Source organism: Parvibaculum sp. (assembly GCF_019635935.1).
In the GTDB taxonomy this organism is placed as follows: Bacteria; Pseudomonadota; Alphaproteobacteria; order Parvibaculales; family Parvibaculaceae; genus Parvibaculum.
Genome location: NZ_JAHBYN010000001.1, coordinates 3,124,779 through 3,141,502 on the forward strand (window position 1 = coordinate 3,124,779; position 16,724 = coordinate 3,141,502).

The 16,724-nt window shown below is 60.9% G+C and carries 14 protein-coding genes; 13 read left to right on the top strand and 1 reads right to left on the bottom strand.

The window, feature by feature from the left end:
* The first annotated feature begins 2 nt into the window (after positions 1 to 2).
* Positions 3 to 659: an OmpW family outer membrane protein gene (locus KF719_RS15385; RefSeq protein WP_293509802.1), complete on the top strand. Its 657-nt coding sequence runs from the start codon at positions 3 to 5 to the stop codon at positions 657 to 659.
* 206 nt (positions 660 to 865) lie between these two features.
* A complete protein-coding gene (locus KF719_RS15390) occupies positions 866 to 2,371 on the top strand; it encodes an NAD(P)/FAD-dependent oxidoreductase (protein WP_293509804.1) in 1,506 nt (501 codons plus the stop codon).
* Here the strand turns inward: KF719_RS15390 and lpxC are convergent.
* Positions 2,368 to 3,258: a UDP-3-O-acyl-N-acetylglucosamine deacetylase gene (gene lpxC / locus KF719_RS15395; RefSeq protein ID WP_293509805.1), complete on the bottom strand. Its 891-nt coding sequence runs from the start codon at positions 3,256 to 3,258 to the stop codon at positions 2,368 to 2,370. The two genes, KF719_RS15390 and lpxC, sit on opposite strands and share 4 nt — an antisense overlap.
* Positions 3,259 to 3,365: 107 nt before the next feature.
* On the opposite strand from lpxC, the gene KF719_RS15400 reads away from it, so the two are divergent.
* The 11 genes from KF719_RS15400 to KF719_RS15450 are packed head-to-tail and all read left to right on the top strand — an operon-like array spanning position 3,366 to position 16,724.
* Positions 3,366 to 5,195: a glycosyltransferase gene (locus KF719_RS15400; protein WP_293509807.1), complete on the top strand. Its 1,830-nt coding sequence runs from the start codon at positions 3,366 to 3,368 to the stop codon at positions 5,193 to 5,195.
* A gap of 37 nt (positions 5,196 to 5,232) precedes the next feature.
* Positions 5,233 to 5,814 carry a GNAT family N-acetyltransferase gene (locus KF719_RS15405; protein WP_293509809.1) on the top strand — a complete coding sequence of 194 codons (582 nt, stop codon included), beginning with the start codon at positions 5,233 to 5,235 and terminating at the stop codon, positions 5,812 to 5,814.
* 4 nt (positions 5,815 to 5,818) lie between these two features.
* The gene (locus KF719_RS15410) at positions 5,819 to 6,613 is read left to right on the top strand and encodes an SDR family NAD(P)-dependent oxidoreductase (RefSeq protein WP_293509810.1); all 795 of its coding nucleotides are present in this window, start codon (positions 5,819 to 5,821) and stop codon (positions 6,611 to 6,613) included.
* Positions 6,614 to 6,671: 58 nt separating this feature from the next.
* Positions 6,672 to 8,279, top strand: coding sequence for an LTA synthase family protein (locus KF719_RS15415; protein ID WP_293509812.1), 1,608 nt, complete (start codon positions 6,672 to 6,674; stop codon positions 8,277 to 8,279).
* Positions 8,276 to 9,628 (top strand): capsular biosynthesis protein, encoded by a 1,353-nt coding sequence (locus KF719_RS15420; protein ID WP_293509813.1) that lies wholly within the window; start codon positions 8,276 to 8,278, stop codon positions 9,626 to 9,628. The genes KF719_RS15415 and KF719_RS15420 overlap by 4 nt, the downstream gene beginning before the upstream one ends.
* 57 nt (positions 9,629 to 9,685) lie before the next feature.
* Complete coding sequence (locus KF719_RS15425) at positions 9,686 to 11,578, top strand: ABC transporter permease (protein ID WP_293509814.1); 1,893 nt, start codon at positions 9,686 to 9,688, stop codon at positions 11,576 to 11,578.
* Positions 11,575 to 12,231, top strand: coding sequence for an ABC transporter ATP-binding protein (locus KF719_RS15430; RefSeq protein ID WP_293509815.1), 657 nt, complete (start codon positions 11,575 to 11,577; stop codon positions 12,229 to 12,231). Before KF719_RS15425 ends, KF719_RS15430 begins: the two co-directional genes overlap by 4 nt.
* Positions 12,228 to 13,457 carry a hypothetical protein gene (locus KF719_RS15435; protein WP_293509817.1) on the top strand — a complete coding sequence of 410 codons (1,230 nt, stop codon included), beginning with the start codon at positions 12,228 to 12,230 and terminating at the stop codon, positions 13,455 to 13,457. Before KF719_RS15430 ends, KF719_RS15435 begins: the two co-directional genes overlap by 4 nt.
* On the top strand, positions 13,388 to 15,223 hold the full coding sequence (locus KF719_RS15440; protein WP_293509819.1) for a polysaccharide biosynthesis/export family protein: 1,836 nt from the start codon (positions 13,388 to 13,390) through the stop codon (positions 15,221 to 15,223). Before KF719_RS15435 ends, KF719_RS15440 begins: the two co-directional genes overlap by 70 nt.
* Positions 15,224 to 15,231: 8 nt before the next feature.
* Positions 15,232 to 16,299: a hypothetical protein gene (locus tag KF719_RS15445; protein ID WP_293509820.1), complete on the top strand. Its 1,068-nt coding sequence runs from the start codon at positions 15,232 to 15,234 to the stop codon at positions 16,297 to 16,299.
* Positions 16,300 to 16,343: 44 nt separating this feature from the next.
* Positions 16,344 to 16,724, top strand: a complete 381-nt coding sequence (locus KF719_RS15450) for a hypothetical protein (protein ID WP_293509822.1) — start codon at positions 16,344 to 16,346, stop codon at positions 16,722 to 16,724.

Genomic DNA, 16,724 nt, shown 5'->3' on the forward strand with positions numbered 1-16,724 from the left:
AAATGAAAATCGCAAGAACATCCCGCGCCGCCGCTGCCGCGCTCGCACTCGGCGTCGCCGCCGCCGGTTTCGCGTCGGTGCCGGAAGCGCAGGCGCAGCAAGGCTTTAGTGGCAAGTCGGCCGGGGATATCATGGTCCGCGCACGGATTATCGGCGCGATCCCGGACGAGGACGCTACCACCTCCATCGGCGGCAATGTCAGCGTCTCCAACGACTGGGTGCCGGAAGTCGACTTCACCTATTTCGTCACCGACAACATCGCCCTTGAGCTGATCGCCGCCACCACGCGCCACGACGTTTCGCACAGCGCCGCCGGCAGCCTCGGCAAAGTAAGCCTTTTGCCGCCGACACTTACGCTTCAATACCACTTCATGCCCAAGGAGCGTTTCAGCCCCTATCTGGGTGCTGGCGTCAATTACACCTTCTTCTACAAGGAGGACGCGCCGGGCGGCGCCATCACCTCGATCGACTACAAAAACAGCTTCGGCTGGGCCCTCCAGGGCGGTGTCGACGTCGCCCTGACCGGCAACTGGTACGCCAACGTCGATGTGAAGAAGATCTTCCTGAGCACCGACGTTTCGATCAATGGCGGTGCCGTCACGGCCGATGTCGATCTCGACCCGTGGATCGTCGGCTTCGGCGTCGGCTACAAGTTCTGAACCAGAGGGGCTGACGCCCGCGCCCTTTTCCGGTCCGCCCGGTGACCCCACCGGCGGCTCTCATCCGGAAAAGGCGCGGGCGTCGCGTTTTTGCTGCCGTTGAACTCCCTTGCGCCCTGCTATAGATGGTGGGGCATGCACCCTAGAGCGCCCGGCCGGCGCGGCGGGGAAACGGAAAATCCGTTTGAAAACAAGGGAGAAGCCGCGTGTCGCAGCAATCGCTCAACAATGTCCTGGCGGGACCGGATCTGAAGTTCCGTCCGCTCAGCGTCGCCATACTCGGCGCCGGCGCGGCGGGCCTCTGCATGGCGATCAAGCTTCAGAAAGCCGGCATCGACAATTTCACGATCCTAGAAAAAGCCGCGAGCGTCGGCGGCACCTGGCGCGACAACACCTATCCGGGTTCGGGCTGCGACGTGCCCTCGATGCTCTATTCCTATTCCTTCGAACCGAAGCCCGACTGGAGCCGCAAGTTTGCGGGACAAGCCGAGATCGTCGATTACTTTGAAGGCGTTGCGCGCAAATACGGTCTCATGCCGCATATCCGTTTCAACACCGAAGTGACCGAAGCCCGCTTCGACGAAGCCGCCGGCCTCTGGCGCATCCGCACAGCGGCGGGCGAGGAAATCGCCGCCAATGTGCTGATCTCCGGCGTCGGCCAGCTCAACCGCCCCGCCTGTCCGAAGATCGACGGCCTCGACATTTTCAAGGGCGCGCAGTTCCATTCGGCGCGCTGGGACCACAGCGTCGATCTGGCAGGAAAAAACATCGCCGTCATCGGCAATGGCGCCAGCGCCATCCAGTTCGTGCCGGAAATCGCGCCCAGGGCCGGCAAGCTCACCATCTTTCAGCGCACACCCAACTGGTGCGTGCCCAAGCCCGACCGGCCTTTCACCGAGCGCGAAAAAAGGCTTTTCCGGTCAATGCCCTGGCTCGTCCGCGCCCAGCGCTGGCTGACCTGGATAATGCTGGAGCGCAATTACCTTGCTTTCACGCAAGGCAGCTTTTTCGGCAAGCTCTTCGAACGGGCTTCGAAAAAGGAACTCGAAGCGCATATTTCGGATCCCGAGCTGCGCAAGAAACTGACGCCGGATTATCCGGCCGGTTGCAAGCGCATCCTGCTGACCAACGATTGGTTCCCGACGCTCGCTCGCCCTAATGTCCATGTCGAAACCAGCCACATCGCATGCGTCACCGAAAATGCGGTCGTCACCGAAGACGGCGTTTCCCATCCGGCGGACGTCGTCATCCTGGCCACCGGCTTTGAATCGACCGATTTCCTTTCGCCGATGAAGATTGTCGGCCGCGGCAATGCCGATCTCAACGATGTCTGGGCGCGCGGCGCCGAGGCTCATCGCGGCGTTGCGGTGGCGGGCTTCCCCAATTTTTTCATGCTCTACGGGCCCAACACCAATCTCGGCCACAACTCGATCATCTTCATGATCGAATGCCAGGTGAACTACATCGTCCAATGCGTGCAGGCGCTGCAAAACGGCAAGCTGTGCTACATCGACGTCCGCAAGGAGGCGATGGAAGCGTTCAACCGCGCCCTTCAGAAGGATATGCAGAAGACGGTCTGGGCCGCCGGTTGCGCGAGCTGGTACAAGACCGCCGACGGCAAGGTCACCAACAACTGGTCGAGCTTCACCGCCAGATACTGGTGGGAAATGCGCCATCCCGACTTCGCCGAATACGCGCTGGTCGGCGGCTAGGAAGCCTTCAGTTCCGCCGTATTTTCGGCATCGATCGCGCGCAAGAGCGCCCGGTTGTGCTTGTGGTTGGAGCAGAAGGCCGTCACCTTGCCGATGATGGGTCCGCCGCCCAGCGAAAGGTCGCCCACGAGATCGATGATCCGGTGGCGCAGGAATTCGTCGGGGCTTTTCAAGCCCCCTTTGTTCAGCACCCGGTCCTTGTACATCAGCAGCGCATTGCCAAGCGACGCACCGCGCACCAGCGGGATCAGGCGCAGCTTGCCCAGAATGAGCGCCGGCCAGATCACCGAAAGGATGCCGTAGGTCCGCGCATAGCAAATGTCGTTGCGGAAACTTTCCGGCGTCACCTCGCCCACCCAGTTTTGCGTGCCCCAATAGGGCAGCTCCAGCGTGTAGTCGATGATGAAACGGTCGGCGGGCTCGACGCTCAGCGAGATGCGGTCGTCGGTAACGGTCAGCGGCCGTTCGATTTTCCGGAATTGTCGCGGCGCATCCTGCTCCTCGCGTCCGGCTGCGGCGATGGCATCGATCAGCGGCGCTGCGCTCCCGTCCATGATCGGCACTTCCTGTCCGTCCATCAGCACCGTCGCATTGTCGATCTCGAGCGCGAAGAGCGCCGCCATCAGATGTTCGATGGTCTGAAATTTTCCGCCATTCGGCGCCTTCATCATCGTGCAGCGTGGGAAATCGACACAGTTGCGCCAGTCCGCCTGCAGTTCGGCGCCCTTGCCCCAGCGGTCGGTGCGCCGGAAGCGAATGCCCTGTCCGGCAGGGGCGGGCATCACGGCCACGCGCGTATTGCGCCCGGTATGAAGGCCGGCACCCTCGAAATAGGCCGGCTGCTTCACCGTGCCCTGGCGGGCGCTGAAGGCGGAAGGGTTGGTCATTGGGGCAGTTCCGAATTATGGCCTTTGTTCAGCGAAATCTTTGTCGCATTCTCTGCGCCGCGAATTCGCGCCAAATCTTTTGAGCTTTCAACGACTTGCTTCATATCATGCCATTGTTTTCCCGCGCAGTCGAAGCCATCGAGACCGCCGTCAGACTGGCCGCCGCCGGCTTCCGCCCGACCGTTGCGCTGGAACGGTTTCTGGCGGCCCGCCGTCCCGCGGGCCTTCCCGCCGATCGCACCGGCATCATCGCCCTCGAAATCGCCGCGCCGCCGCCTGTCCGCGTTTCGGTCGTCATTCTGACCCTGAACGGCGGCGAAATGCTGCGCGCTCTGTTTGCGTCGCTGGCGGCATTCAACACCTGGCCCGATCTCGAGATCATCGTCGTCGATCACGGCTCGGATGACGCGACCGATGATGTCCTGCGTGCGGCCTCTGCAAGATTTCACATCCGTCATGTGAAGCCTGGCCGGAACCACAGTTTTTCGTTCTCCTGCAATCGCGCGGCACAGATCGCGCGCGGGGATATCCTGCTGTTTCTCAACAACGACATCGAATTGACCGAGGATATCATGCCGCGCATCGTCGCCGGCGTCAGGCAGACGGGCGGCCTTGTCGGGATCAGGCTGATGCACAAGGTGGCCGGCGCAAAGGTGCCGCGCCCGCAAATCGGTGTTCGTTTCCGGTGGAACCTCTGGCAGCGCCGGATCGCCGCCTACGACGCGACGCCCGGTTCCCGCGACGGCCTGCGCGCGGGGCATCCTTGCCACATGCCGATCGTGACGGGCGCTGTGCTCGCCTGCGACCGCGCTCAATTCCTGAAGATGGGCGGTTTCTGCGAAGACTATCTCTATGCCTATGAAGACGTCGATCTGGGGCTGAAGGCGGCAGCGCGGTTCGATCTTCCCTCCGTTGCGCTCAATGACATCTCGGCGCTTCACCTGATGGGCGCAACGCGGATCAAGCGCGCGAATTTGGCTCGCCGCCGACGCTGGCACCGTCACAGCCTCCGGGCGCTGCGCGCCCGCTTCGGCTATCGCATTCGCCGTCTGGCCTGGCTTGGTCTTTTCGGGGCCGATGAGCGGTTCGATTGGGGACGACGTCCCGCCGTCGCCGTTCTGGCGCAACGGACCGACGAGGCGGCAAACCGGGCGGCGCGGGAACTCGCGACAGAATTCGCCGAGTTTGCGGACATCAAGACGGGCGGTTTCATGCACCGCAATCTCTTCGGTTACGACCTGATCCTGTCGCGTCTGTCCGGCTTGCCGTTGGCGTGTGCAAGAAATCTCAGCCCGATGGCGCTCAGCATCGCCTGGATACGCGCCGGCGATGACGACTGGCGGGCCAGCGCCGACGCCTATGACATGTTGCTGGCGGACGACGCCGAACTCGCGTCCCGCATGACGGTGCATCTCGGACGTCCGGTGATCGCGATCGGTGAGCGCGGCATGGTTGAGACCCTGCACACGGCGGTGAGCGATTTCTTGCGGCGTCGGCTCCGGTTCGCCGTTTTGTCGCGGAAGGGTCAAAATGCAGCTGCGGCAGCGATTTCTGCGGCTTTGAGAGCCGTCGGCCACGCGGCGCGAACGTCGGCGCGGGCGGGCGGCCGCCAGCCGGTTTCGATGCGCGACGATGTCGTCATATGGCTCGCGCCGCCTGGTGAGGCAAAATGGCCGGTCGATGCGATACATGTCGCCGCATTCGATGCTGTGCCCGGCGACAGCTTCCCCTATGATGTGCAGGCAGGGCCGCCGGGCGGAAATGTGGAAGCGTGGCTCGGTCCGGTTCTGGTGGAGATCGGCGATTGCGATGCGCGGCGCATGGCGGGGCTGGAGGATTTGCCGCTTGAAGATATGCAGCATCTGGACGACGGCGTCGTGGTGCCGTTCTGGCGCGGGAGACCCGATCCAACGGCGCATCTGACCGGGGCGTCGTGAAAATGACATTGTCTGGCATGGGGTTACGAGATTGAGCATGGATGTAAGAATTGGCACCGCGACCGATCTCGACGATCTGGTGCGGTATCTTCTGATGGCCGGAGAAGGGCTGTTCGAGTTCCTGTTCGACGATGCCTATCCGGGTCTGACCGCGCGCGACGCGCTGGCGCTCGGCGTCGGCGACGAGGAAAGCCCCTATCATTTCGAGAACGCCTATCTGGTTGAATCCGACAACCGTGTCGTCGGATGCCTGGTCGCCTTTCCGGCCGAGCAGATCGGCCTGCCGGAATTGGCCTATAGCGTCCTCTCGCGCGACCGGCTCGATCCGGTGCGGCCTTTGTTCGAGGAACACGTGCCCGGAAGCCTCTATATCAACACGCTGGCGGTCGATGAATCGATGCGCGGTCAGGGCGTCGGCGGCCTTTTGCTGGATTTCGCCGCCGAGCTCGCGCGCGGCAGCGATTGCAAGAGCATGACGTTGCATGCCTGGGGCGACAACGAAACGGCGCTCAGCCTTTACGAGGCGCGCGGCTTCGAGTGCGTCGACAAAATCGAGATGCCGCGTACCGCCACGCTGCGGCACGACGCTCCGATGCTGCTGCTTCAATGTCCGGTTTGATCGCGTGGCGGCCGGACGCGACAAGACATTGGGCGACCCGGCGGTTGTCGTCATCACTGGTGCCGGCGGCGGAATAGGCGCCGCGCTGGCGAACGTCTATGCGGCGCCGGGTGTGACGCTCGGATTGATCGGCCGCGATGAGGCGAAGCTCAACCGTGTCGCCGGCGAGTGCCGTGCAAGGGGCGCGACCGCCGAGATCCGCGTCGCCGATGTCACAACGCCGGAAATCGAAGATGTTCTCCGCGCTTTCGATGCCGCCCATCCAATCGATCTGCTGATCGCGAATGCGGGTGTGACATCGGGTGTTTCGGCAGCCAGCGGCCTTGAGCCCTGGGACGCCGCGCTCCGGACGGCGGAAACCAATTTTGTCGGCGCGTTGCGGACGATCGCGCCGGTCGCCGAGCGCATGGCGGCCCGCGGGCGCGGCCAGATCGCCGGCATCGGCTCGCTGGCTGCTCTTGCCCCGCTGCCCTACAGCCCGGCCTACAGCGCCTCGAAGGCGGGTCTCGAAACCTATGTGCTGGCCCTTCGGCACCTGCTGGCACCGAAAGGCGTCAGGCTGAATGTCGTGACCCTGGGCTATGTCGAGACCGATATGAGCCGCCGTTTGAGCGGCCCCAAGCCCTTTCTGACGACACCGGCGAAGGCCGCGATCATGATCCGGTCGGGTTTGAAGAGGAATCGGGCGAGAATTGCTCATCCCGTTGTTTTTGCTATGGGAATCAGGTGTCTCAACATCCTGCCGGAGTGGCTTGTCCGCTTGATCCTGCCTGCCTTTGCTTTTACGATTTCACCCTAGGGGGCCAATGTAGATCGTTTGAATTTGTGAGTGTTTTGGCTTCCATGGGGGACGTCTGATGATCGCCGGCCTTGCCGGGCTCTTCATCGCTTTCGCGGCGGTGTTGGTCCTGGAGCGTTTTGTAAAGCCGCGGCGGAATGATGCGCCGATCTTTCACAAGGTCGGATTGCTCGCCGCCATGCCACTGATATTGTTTTACGTTTCCATCCTGATGCTGACGTACCGGCCGATGTTTTCGACGGTCTTCGTCATCATCGTGTTTCTGGGCATCGTCGTCGTCAACAACGCGAAGGTCCGCGAACTTCGCGAGCCGCTGGTCTATTCGGATTTTGCCTTGCTGCGCCAGGCGATCGCCCATCCTGCCCTGTATGTTGGCTATATAGGCCCCTGGAAAGTCGCCGCCGTGCTGTCCGCCGGCACGCTCGCGCTCGTTGCGGGGCTGGTTTATGAGGAGCCGATCGTCAGACGGGATGAAGCTGCGGAGTGGATGCCGACGCTCGCTTATTGTCTTGTCGTCTTCGGCTCGATCTATGCAATTACCAGAGGGCCACTCAGAAACGAGTTCAGGCAGATACTCGGGATATTCGGTCCGTCAACCGATGTCCGGGAGGATGTCGCCAAGCTCAGTCTGGTGACGACGCTGATATTCTATTTTCTCCTCGCGGGCGAGAGCGAGGAAGCAATCGCCCAATCGCGGAAAAACGAAGATGAGGACCGTGCGCGGCCCTTCGGCCAGTCGAACCTGCGGCCCTCGGTGATCGTCGTGCAAAGCGAGTCGTTCTTCGATGCCCGCCGCATCATGGAAAAGCCGCCTGCCGGATTTCTGAAACACTTCGACCGCATGGCCGGGGAGGCGCGATATAGCGGCCGGTTGCGCGTGCCCGCCTGGGGCGCCAACACATTGAGGACCGAGTTCGCTTTTCTTTCCGGCATACCCGACGAGGCGATGGGGGTCGACCGTTTCAACCCCTATCTCGGCTATTGTGCAAAGCCGGTATGGACGATTGCGTCATACCTGCGCAGCGTCGGCTATCGCACCGTTTGCATCCATCCCTACCACAAATCTTTTTTCCGGCGTGATCGCGCCTATCCGCATCTCGGCTTTGACGAATTCATCGACGTCGCCTCTTTTGCGGAATCCGACCGGATCGGCCCCTACATGTCCGATGCCTCCGTCGCGGCGAAAATCGAAAAGCTGCTCGATGAATCGACGCAGCCTGTTTTCGTTTTCGCGATCACGATGGAAAATCACGGTCCCTGGGGCAAGCCGCGGATCGAGGTGCCTGACGCCATTCGCGCGGCGGCCCCCGCCAGGTCGAAAGCAGTTCTGCAGTATCTGAGCCATGTTCAGAATGCCGACAGGATGATCGGCCGGTTGCGAAAAGCCTTGAACGAGATGAATCGGGATGCCGTTTTCTGCTTCTACGGGGATCATTTGCCCAGCCTGCCAAAGGCCTTCCGGGCGCTCGGTTACGACGATCCGCGGACCGACTACTTCATCTGGCACAAGCGGGCCCGCACCGACAATCGCACCGTGACTGTCAGCGCCGATGCGCTGAACCGTCTCCTGCTCGAAACCGTGACTGTTGCGTTGACAGATACCGGAGCGGCGGCCGGGGCCGGTGACGTCATGGACGACGGCCGGCAGGTGGGGGAGGTCGGATGAACCGGGCATTCCTTTTTCTTCAGGGGAACAGCAGCCATTTCTTTCTTGCGCTTGGCCGGGCGCTTGCCGATCGCGGCTATCCCGTCAAACGCATCAATGTCTGTGGTGGCGACCGCTACTTCTGGGGGACATGGAATGCGGTCGACTATCGCGGAACGCAAAGTGACTTTGGCACATATGTTCGCGATCTGGTTGTCGCGGATGAAATTTCCGACATTGTCCTTCACAACGACTGCCGACCGCTGCACCGTTGGGCGATCGAGGCCATCCGCGATTTGGCATGCCGCGTCTGGGTTTTCGAGGAAGGCTACATCCGGCCGCACTGGTTGACGCTTGAAGAGGGCGGGATCAACGGCCATTCGCCGTTGCTACGCGATCCGCACGGCTCGTTCGGGGATCGCGACGGCGCTACATCCGGCGAGCCGGGCTATGTACCGGTCCTGGCGGCCATGCGCCGCCGTGTGCTCTACGACTTTCAGTGGCAGATATGGAACTATCTGCAATGGATGCGTTACCCGAAATACAAGACGCATCGCCCGTTCCCCATCTGGGCGGAATACGCAACATGGACGCGGCGGCTTGTAACATTGCCGTTGCGCCGTCGGCAAGCTGTCAAGCTCATCGAGCGGCGTGTCGCGAGTGGAGATGAGTTTTTCGTCTTTCCGATGCAGCTCGACAGCGATTCGCAGGTTCGTCTGCATTCGCCTCACAGCAACATGACCGAGGCGCTTGAATATGTAATACGCAGCTTCGCCGCGCACGCATCCGGCACGGCACGGCTGGTCGTCAAGGCGCACCCGCTGGACAATGGCTGGACGAATTTCCGTCGCCGTACCCGCGAAATTGCCGATCGCTACGGAGTGTCCGGTCGGATCGACTATATCGATGGCGGCGATCTGCAGGCGCTTGTACGCGGCGCACGCGGCGTCGTGACCCTGAACAGCACGGTCGGCCTGATTGCGCTCGACCTCGGGCGGCCGCTGATCTGCCTCGGAAAGGCCATTTTCGACCGGCCGGGGCTGACCTTCCGAGGCGGGCTGGACGACTTCTGGTCGAACGCGACGATGCCGCACAAGGACGTGTTCGCGGATTTCCGGCGGCTACTTATGCGGCGGAGCATGATAAACGGTGACTATTACACACCTGCGGGAATTCAGCTTGCCGTCACGAATGCGATTGCTAGATTCGAAAGCGTCGGTCGGGTGCCTGCTGAAATCGGGACATCGAATTTGCCCCGCGACACAGAAAGTCCGGAGCACGGCGAGCCAAGGGGCGTTGCCGATGAAATTCTGGGGAATGCCGGCGGACCTCGCTCGCAACAGGTGGGTGTATCGGCAGGCCTTCGGTGAGAATTTCCACCGGGCTGACGGGCGCCATGCGGGCCCTAATGGGATGTATTGTGAGCATTGGCCATCTCGACGGTGGCGCTCGCTAACGACAGGCGGATTTATCCGGTGAGTTTAAGCGTTGTCGATCACGCATCGTTCTCCGCTCAGGCGGAAGAATTCTCGCGGGCGTATGCCGCCGGCGAGGAGGACGAAGCTGTCCGCATCGCCATAGCCGCGCTCGAAACTGACCCTGCATTCGCGCCGTCGTTTGAAAGTCTGTGGTGGCTCTGCGGCGAATTGTTGGCGCGGCGCAAATACCGCCTCGGGCTTGAGCTGACGGAGCGCGTCTGGAAGCGGGGATATCGCGGTTGGCGCGCGTTGTATCTCCGCGGTATGTTTCTGGCGCTGAACAGGGAAATTGAACCGGCCGCCGAAATACTCGACAGCGCCCGAAAAATCGCGCCCGCCGACAAGCAAGGCGAAATCGCGCTGTTGGAAGCACGGCTGCGCGCGATGACCGGGCAAACCTCGACCGCCCTGGAATTATTTCGTGAGAACTTGAAATTCAACGAGGCGAATGCGCGCTTTATTGCCGCAGCATTGCGAATCGCGCACAGCAGCGGTGACGGCGATCTCGTCATCCGTTGGGGCCGGCGGGCAAACAAGCGGCTGGGAGAGACCGCGGCGCGCATGCGGCTCCTCGCCGACGTATATTGCGAACGCGAGGAGTGGCAAAAAGCACGAAATGCCGCAGAAGCCGGCGTTCTTATCGCTCCCAAGGACACAACGCTTGGTCGTATTGCCGCGCGATGCGCCTACCGCCAGGGTAACGTCGTTCGGGCAATCAACCGGCTCGAAGCACAGTTGGCCAAGGACAAGGACTGGACCGAAGGAAAAGTTCTCTTGTGTCGCTGCTTGCTTGTCGCCGGCCGAGACGACGAGGCGTTGCGTACTCTGAAGACAATCGAGGCGGGTTCCGATTACGAGGCGGAGCGGCGCGAACTGGCGGCGCGGCTACAAGGTGCCGGTGCGGACGTTGATCTCGATATGGTGCCCGCCAACGACGAAGACGAACCAAAGCCCCGCCGGAAAAAACCCGGCTCCGGTCAAGACTCCGAAGTCAAGAAAATCATGTCGAGTATCCCGGTGGATTTTTTGCCGCGCTGGAACGAAGAAACGCTGGCGGCGCGTGGAAATCCGTTCGCCGCCATCATGCGCATGGCGCATTCCGTAAGAACGATCATGCTTCGCGAAACAATGGCAAAGTTTGGTCGGCACGAACTTGGATATCTCTGGGCGGTCCTCGAGCCCATGATGCACGTGCTGGTGCTCTCGTTCATTTTCTATTTCATTCGCCTGCGCGATACGCTGGGAATGAATGTCGTCTTGTTTGTCTCGACAGGCGTCGTTCCGCTGTTCTTCTATCTCAAGACCTACGGTGGTTTGACGAATGCATTGAGGCAAAATCGGCCCTTGTTGAATCACTCCCTAGTACAGCCGATGGACATTTTCTTCGCGCGAAGTGTTCTGGAGTTTTTTACTCAGCTTTTCGTCTTCATCCTGTTCGTCTCGTTCATCTTCGTATTCGTGGAGAAGTACACATTCGGCAGCGCCATGTCGGTGTTTGCCAATATGTTCGGCCTCTGGATAACCGGGATAGGTGCGGGACTTATAATCGGCTCGCTGGCTTCGCTGGCCGATTCGATCAAGAACGTAATGGATGGATTGAACCGACTAGTTTACATCACGTCCGGCGTATTCTTCACGTTGGACAGGATGCCGCCGCAGGTTGCGGAGTATGCTGCCTACAATCCGTTGCTGCATTTTGTCGATGGTGTGAGGGGCAATTTCAGCCCGCTGATGGGCGGTAGCAGGGTGGATATCGTCTACGGGTATTCCTGGGCGGTGGCGATCCTGGTGCTCGGTCTCATTGCCGACCGTGCGCTTCGAAGACGGGTTCTGGACCAATGATACATCTGATCGACATCGAAAAGCATTTCGACACGGACGTCGGCAGACGTCAGGTGTTGCGCCAGACGCGCCTGTCGATTCCGACCGACAAGCGCGTGGGAGTGCTTGGCAGGAACGGCGCCGGAAAATCGACCTTGCTCAATATGATTGCAGGTGTGGATCAGCCGTCCCGCGGCACGATCATGCGCGAAGGCCGATTGTCCTGGCCCTTGGGCTATTCCGGCGGCTTTCATGGCGACCTGACCGCGCGGGAGAATATTTCGTTTGTTGCGAGACTCTACGGCGTCGATTACAGGGAGACCTTCGAGCGTGCGGAGGAATTTGCTGAAATCGGCAACTACGTCGACATGCCCGTACGGACTTACAGCGCCGGCATGAAGTCCCGGTTGGCGTTCGGTCTGAGTTTGGCAATTGCATTCGATTGTTATCTCATCGATGAAAGCATCGGCGCCGGGGACCGCTTCTTCCGCGCCAAGTCGCGCAGGGTGTTTCTCAATCAATCGAGGAATTCCGGCATGTTGCTGGTTTCGCATAACGAAAATACAATCCGGGAATATTGTGAGATTGGGCTCGTTCTATTCGACGGGTTTCTTCTTCCGTTTGGCAATATTGAGGATGCGATCGATTTTTATATGAGAAGGTGCGCGCCATGAACTCCCGGTTCGGCAAGGAACAAATCGATCGTCTCGTACGGCCCGGCGGCCCCTACGACCGCTTTCAGCTTTTCGTCCGGGACCGGGCGCGCCCGTTCGTCGAGCACGAGGTGGCCGAAGTCGCCAAACTCGGCATATCCAAAATATTGTTCCTGTGCCTTGTGATCATTCCGACAAGCGTAGCGTTTGTCTACTATGCCTTCTGGGCATCTGACCGCTATGTGTCGCAGACGCTGATGACGGTTCGGACCGCGGATTCGCAGATCGCAACCGCATTCGGTGGATTGTTGGGGTCGCTCGGCGGCACAGGTTCGGGGATCATCGATGGCTACGTCGTCGAGGCATATATCCAGTCTCGCGAAATTGTTCGAAAACTCGAGGAGGCTGTCGACCTGAGGTCGATCTACAGGATGCCTGAATCGGACGTGTGGTCGCGATTGAGTGCCGATGCCAGCTTCGAGGAACTCTACGACTATTACCTCGGTCGTATTGATGTCTATTTCGACAGCACCGCGAATGTCGTCCATCTCGATGTGCAGGCCTATCGGCCGGAAGACGCCCGGCGAATAGCCGCGGCGATCGTTGAGATAAGCGATGAAATGGTCAACCGCATTTCACAACAGTCGAGAACCGACGCGGTGCAATTCGCGCGTGAAGAATTGGATCTGGCCGAAAACAGACTGCGGGACAACAGGTTGGCTCTTTATCGGTTTCGCGAAGAGCATAGCGATCTCGATCCCGTTCGATCCGCCGAGGCGATCAGCGGCATCGTCGCAAGTCTCGAGGCGGAGTTGTCGCGGTACAAAACCGAACTGGCATCTCTCAGGAGCTACATGCGCGAGGACAGTGCGCAGATCGCCGGCGTCAAGGCGCGGATCGCCGCTATCGAGCAGCAGATGCAGGCGGAGCGGGGCCGGTTGACGAGAAACGAGGATTTGCCCGGAACGACCTATTCCGACCTGTTGGCCGAATACGAGCGGTTGCTCATAGAGGAGGAGTTTGCGCGGACGTCCTACTCCTCCGCGGTGTCCGCACTGGAGGTTGCACGGGCGGATGCCAGCCGCAAGCAGGCCTATCTGGTCGCTTTTGTCGAGCCATCGCTGCCCGATGACCCCTCCAAGCCCGACAGATTGTTGATTATCGTGTCGTTTCTGGTATGCGGGCTGCTAGCATACGGGTTGTTGATGTTGATCGGGGCCGCCATCAGGGAGCATGCGCGTATATGAGGATCTGGGGGGCTATCTTTGCCGCAGCGCTGCTGACGGCGCTCGGCGCTGAGGCGCTCTACGCTCAAAGTTCGACAAGCGGGCAGACGAGTAGCGGCGCACCCCTGCGCGCGCCGCAAGCCTTGAACGAGTCCGAGACGCTCGGTGACATCTTCGATGATCCGCGGGGTTACGAGCAGCCACAAGCTGTGCAGGGAGGTGTCGTCGGCGGCGACTTGCTCTTGCGCGAACAGAGCGGTTCGCGGATCGACATTCCCAACGCAATCCCGCCGTCGCCGGAGCTTGGCTTGCGGCCCTTCGGCTCGCAGATTTTCGCCAACTCGGGACTGGTCGACCGCAGCGTCGGCGTGAACCCCGACTATCTGATCGCGCAAGGCGATCGTATTGCAGTCAGGATGTGGGGCGCGAGGACATTCGACGGCATCCTCGTGGTCGACATTCAAGGAAACATATTCCTTCCGGAAATCGGACCGGTGAAGGTCGAGGGCATAACCAATTCGCAGCTTGCGCAACGCGTGCGATCCAGTGTCGCCAGCGTCTTCACCGACAACGTCAGGGTCTATACGAACCTGCTCGGCACGCAGCCGCTCGGCGTTTTCGTAACCGGCTCCGTGCCTTATCCCGGGCGCTATCCGGGTTCGAAGGACGATAGCGTGCTCTATTATCTGGCGCGCGCCGGCGGCATCGACATCCAGAGCGGCAGCTTCAGGAACATCAGGGTCGTCCGGCGCGGCGCGACCGTTGCGACGATCGATCTTTATAAATTTCTGACCGATGGCGAAATGCCGGCCGTGCGCTTTTCCGACAATGACTCAATCGTTGTCGGATCGCAGATGCCGACGGTCGCGATATCCGGCGACGTAAGAAACGAATATCGCTACGAGTTCGATCCTGTGCGCTCGACGGGAAGTGAATTGCTTGCGCTCGCGCAAGCGCGGCCCTCGGCCAGCCATGCGCTGATCCGCGGCATTCGCAGTGGAAAGCAGTTTAATACCTATGTTCCACTCAGCCAGATAGCGACATACATACCGACCGATGGCGACTCGATTGAGGTCGAGGCCGACCGCGAAAGCGAGACCATCGTCGTCAAGGTCGACGGCAACGACATGGGGCCGTCGGCATTTGCAGTGCCGCGGGCGACGCGGCTCGGGGCGGTTGCCCAACTGGTTGAAATCGACCCAAGCCTTGCCGACATCGATTCCATCTATCTGCGTCGGCAGTCGGTGGCCTTGCGACAACGGCAAGCGATCGAACAGGCACTCTACGAGCTGCAGCGGTCGGTTCTGACGGACAATTCGATAAGCACAACGGACTCGGCGATACGTGTCCAGGAAGCGGCGCTGGTCGAACGCTTTGTGGCGCAGGTAAGGACAGTTCAGCCGGAGGGGCGCGTCGTTTTGGCGGGCAATAGCTGGCGGGACATGCTGCTCGAGGACGGCGACGAAATCGTGATCCCGAAGAAGAGCGATGTCGTTGTGATTTCCGGTGAAGTCAAGGTGCCGCAAACCGTTCTTTGGCAGAACCGCCGCTCGGTACGCTCCTATATCGATGAAGCCGGCGGCCTGAGCAATCGCGGCGATGCGGGCCGTATTCTGGTACTGCGCAACGATGGCTCGGTGCATGATGGGTCAAAGCCAATTCGCAAGGGCGATCACATCATGGTTCTGCCCGCCGCCAGTCAAAAGACTTTTGCGGTGTTCAAGGACATCGTCGAAGTCATATACCGCGTGGCACTTTCGACGGCTGTTGTTCTCAACGCAAACTGATCGCGACGATGAAACCAGGTACGGACGACGAGCGTTCGCTCATTTCGGCGCGCACGTTCCGCTGCCGGGGCGCGTACGCGCGCGATCCGGAGCGCATTGTCGTTCTCACTTGGGAGCACTCGCCCACATGCGACATCTATCTGCGCGGCCGGCTTCGAAACGCCGGCTTGCCGGTGCATTACTGGATTCTGGGTCGCGCGCCCCCGGTTTCGCTGAACGGCGCTTTCGTGATCGTCGTGCGATATGTCGATTCGGCAGCGCTGAAGGCGCTTGAGCGGGCAGGGGCCAGCCTTGGCGGGTTCGCCTATCTGCTCGACGATGACATGGCCGCCGCGATCGGCGACCGTTCGCTGCCGTTGCACTATCGCATCTACATGGCTCATTTCTGGCTGCGCTACGCCGGGCGCATCGGCGCGCTTGCAAGCGAGCTGTGGCTCTCGTCCGATGTCCTTGCGCGCCGTTACGCTGCGGCGGGTGACGTTCACCGCATCGATCCGGCGCCGCTCCGCTTTGCCTTGCCGTCGGAACGGCCGTCAAACGAGAGCGGCAATGTCAGCATCTTCTACCACGGCCAGAAGACGCATCGCGCGGACCGAAAATGGCTGCGCGATGTAATGCGCCCGGTGCTGGAAGACTGTCCGAACTGCGAATTTGAAATCGTCGGCGGACCGGAGGCGCGAAGGTTCTATGGCGGACTGCCACGGGTGGCCGTGCGACCGCCATTGCCCTGGCCCGAATATTGGCAGCGAAGCCAGACGACGCGCCTCGACATCGGTTTGGCGCCGTTGGTGCCGACGCCGTTCAATTCAGCCAGATCCTGGACAAAATATCTCGACATTGCGCGCTTCGGTGCCGTGGGTGTGTATGCTGCGGGCGAGCCCTACGAAAGCGTCGTCACGGATGATCGTAACGGCATTCTTCGTCCGGCTTGCGACAAGGAGGCTTGGTCCGATGCGCTGATTGCGCTTGTTCGGGATCGCGCATTGCGCGAACGGCTGACCGGCGCAGTCGACTGGCCATCCGGGACGAAAACACCGCCGACGCTGGAGCGCCTGGCATATGGCGAGAAGCTGTAGCGGCGGGCATGACAAGCGACTTTTCTATGTTAGGATTGCCGAAAATGACGGGTAGACGCGCCTCGGCGCATCGCGAAAAGGGTTGGGGTATGCGGGGCTTTCTGGTCGCATTGACGCTGTCGTTGGGCCTTGCTGCCTGCGAGACCACTTCGACGTCGGGCGAATTCGCGTCGGCAAGCGAGGTCCTAGCCGCCAGCCCCGCGAGCGATCCGATTGCGCTCTATGCCGTAGAAGCCGCACCGGGAACCGCCGGGACTGTTCTCGCGTCGTCCGGTAACAGCACGCTGGTGCATGTGGGCCCCGACTATGTTTCCGCAACTGGAGATCGCTGCCGCCGTGTGATTCTGGCTGATGGAAACGGGCGATCGCAGGTCAGCGCGGTCTGCCTAGTCGAGCAATCCTGGAAGACGGTTATCGGTCTCTAG

What these genes read in the sequence shown, in the direction of transcription:
- KF719_RS15445 (WP_293509820.1), top strand. Translation starts at nt 15,232, where the DNA reads ATGAAACCAGGTACGGACGACGAGCGTTCGCTCATTTCGGCGCGCACG.
- KF719_RS15400 (WP_293509807.1), top strand. Translation starts at nt 3,366, where the DNA reads ATGCCATTGTTTTCCCGCGCAGTCGAAGCCATCGAGACCGCCGTCAGA.
- KF719_RS15440 (WP_293509819.1), top strand. Translation starts at nt 13,388, where the DNA reads ATGCGGGCTGCTAGCATACGGGTTGTTGATGTTGATCGGGGCCGCCAT.
- KF719_RS15430 (WP_293509815.1), top strand. Translation starts at nt 11,575, where the DNA reads ATGATACATCTGATCGACATCGAAAAGCATTTCGACACGGACGTCGGC.
- KF719_RS15435 (WP_293509817.1), top strand. Translation starts at nt 12,228, where the DNA reads ATGAACTCCCGGTTCGGCAAGGAACAAATCGATCGTCTCGTACGGCCC.
- KF719_RS15420 (WP_293509813.1), top strand. Translation starts at nt 8,276, where the DNA reads ATGAACCGGGCATTCCTTTTTCTTCAGGGGAACAGCAGCCATTTCTTT.
- lpxC (WP_293509805.1), bottom strand. Translation starts at nt 3,258, where the DNA reads ATGACCAACCCTTCCGCCTTCAGCGCCCGCCAGGGCACGGTGAAGCAG.
- KF719_RS15415 (WP_293509812.1), top strand. Translation starts at nt 6,672, where the DNA reads ATGATCGCCGGCCTTGCCGGGCTCTTCATCGCTTTCGCGGCGGTGTTG.
- KF719_RS15450 (WP_293509822.1), top strand. Translation starts at nt 16,344, where the DNA reads ATGACGGGTAGACGCGCCTCGGCGCATCGCGAAAAGGGTTGGGGTATG.
- KF719_RS15385 (WP_293509802.1), top strand. Translation starts at nt 3, where the DNA reads ATGAAAATCGCAAGAACATCCCGCGCCGCCGCTGCCGCGCTCGCACTC.
- KF719_RS15405 (WP_293509809.1), top strand. Translation starts at nt 5,233, where the DNA reads ATGGATGTAAGAATTGGCACCGCGACCGATCTCGACGATCTGGTGCGG.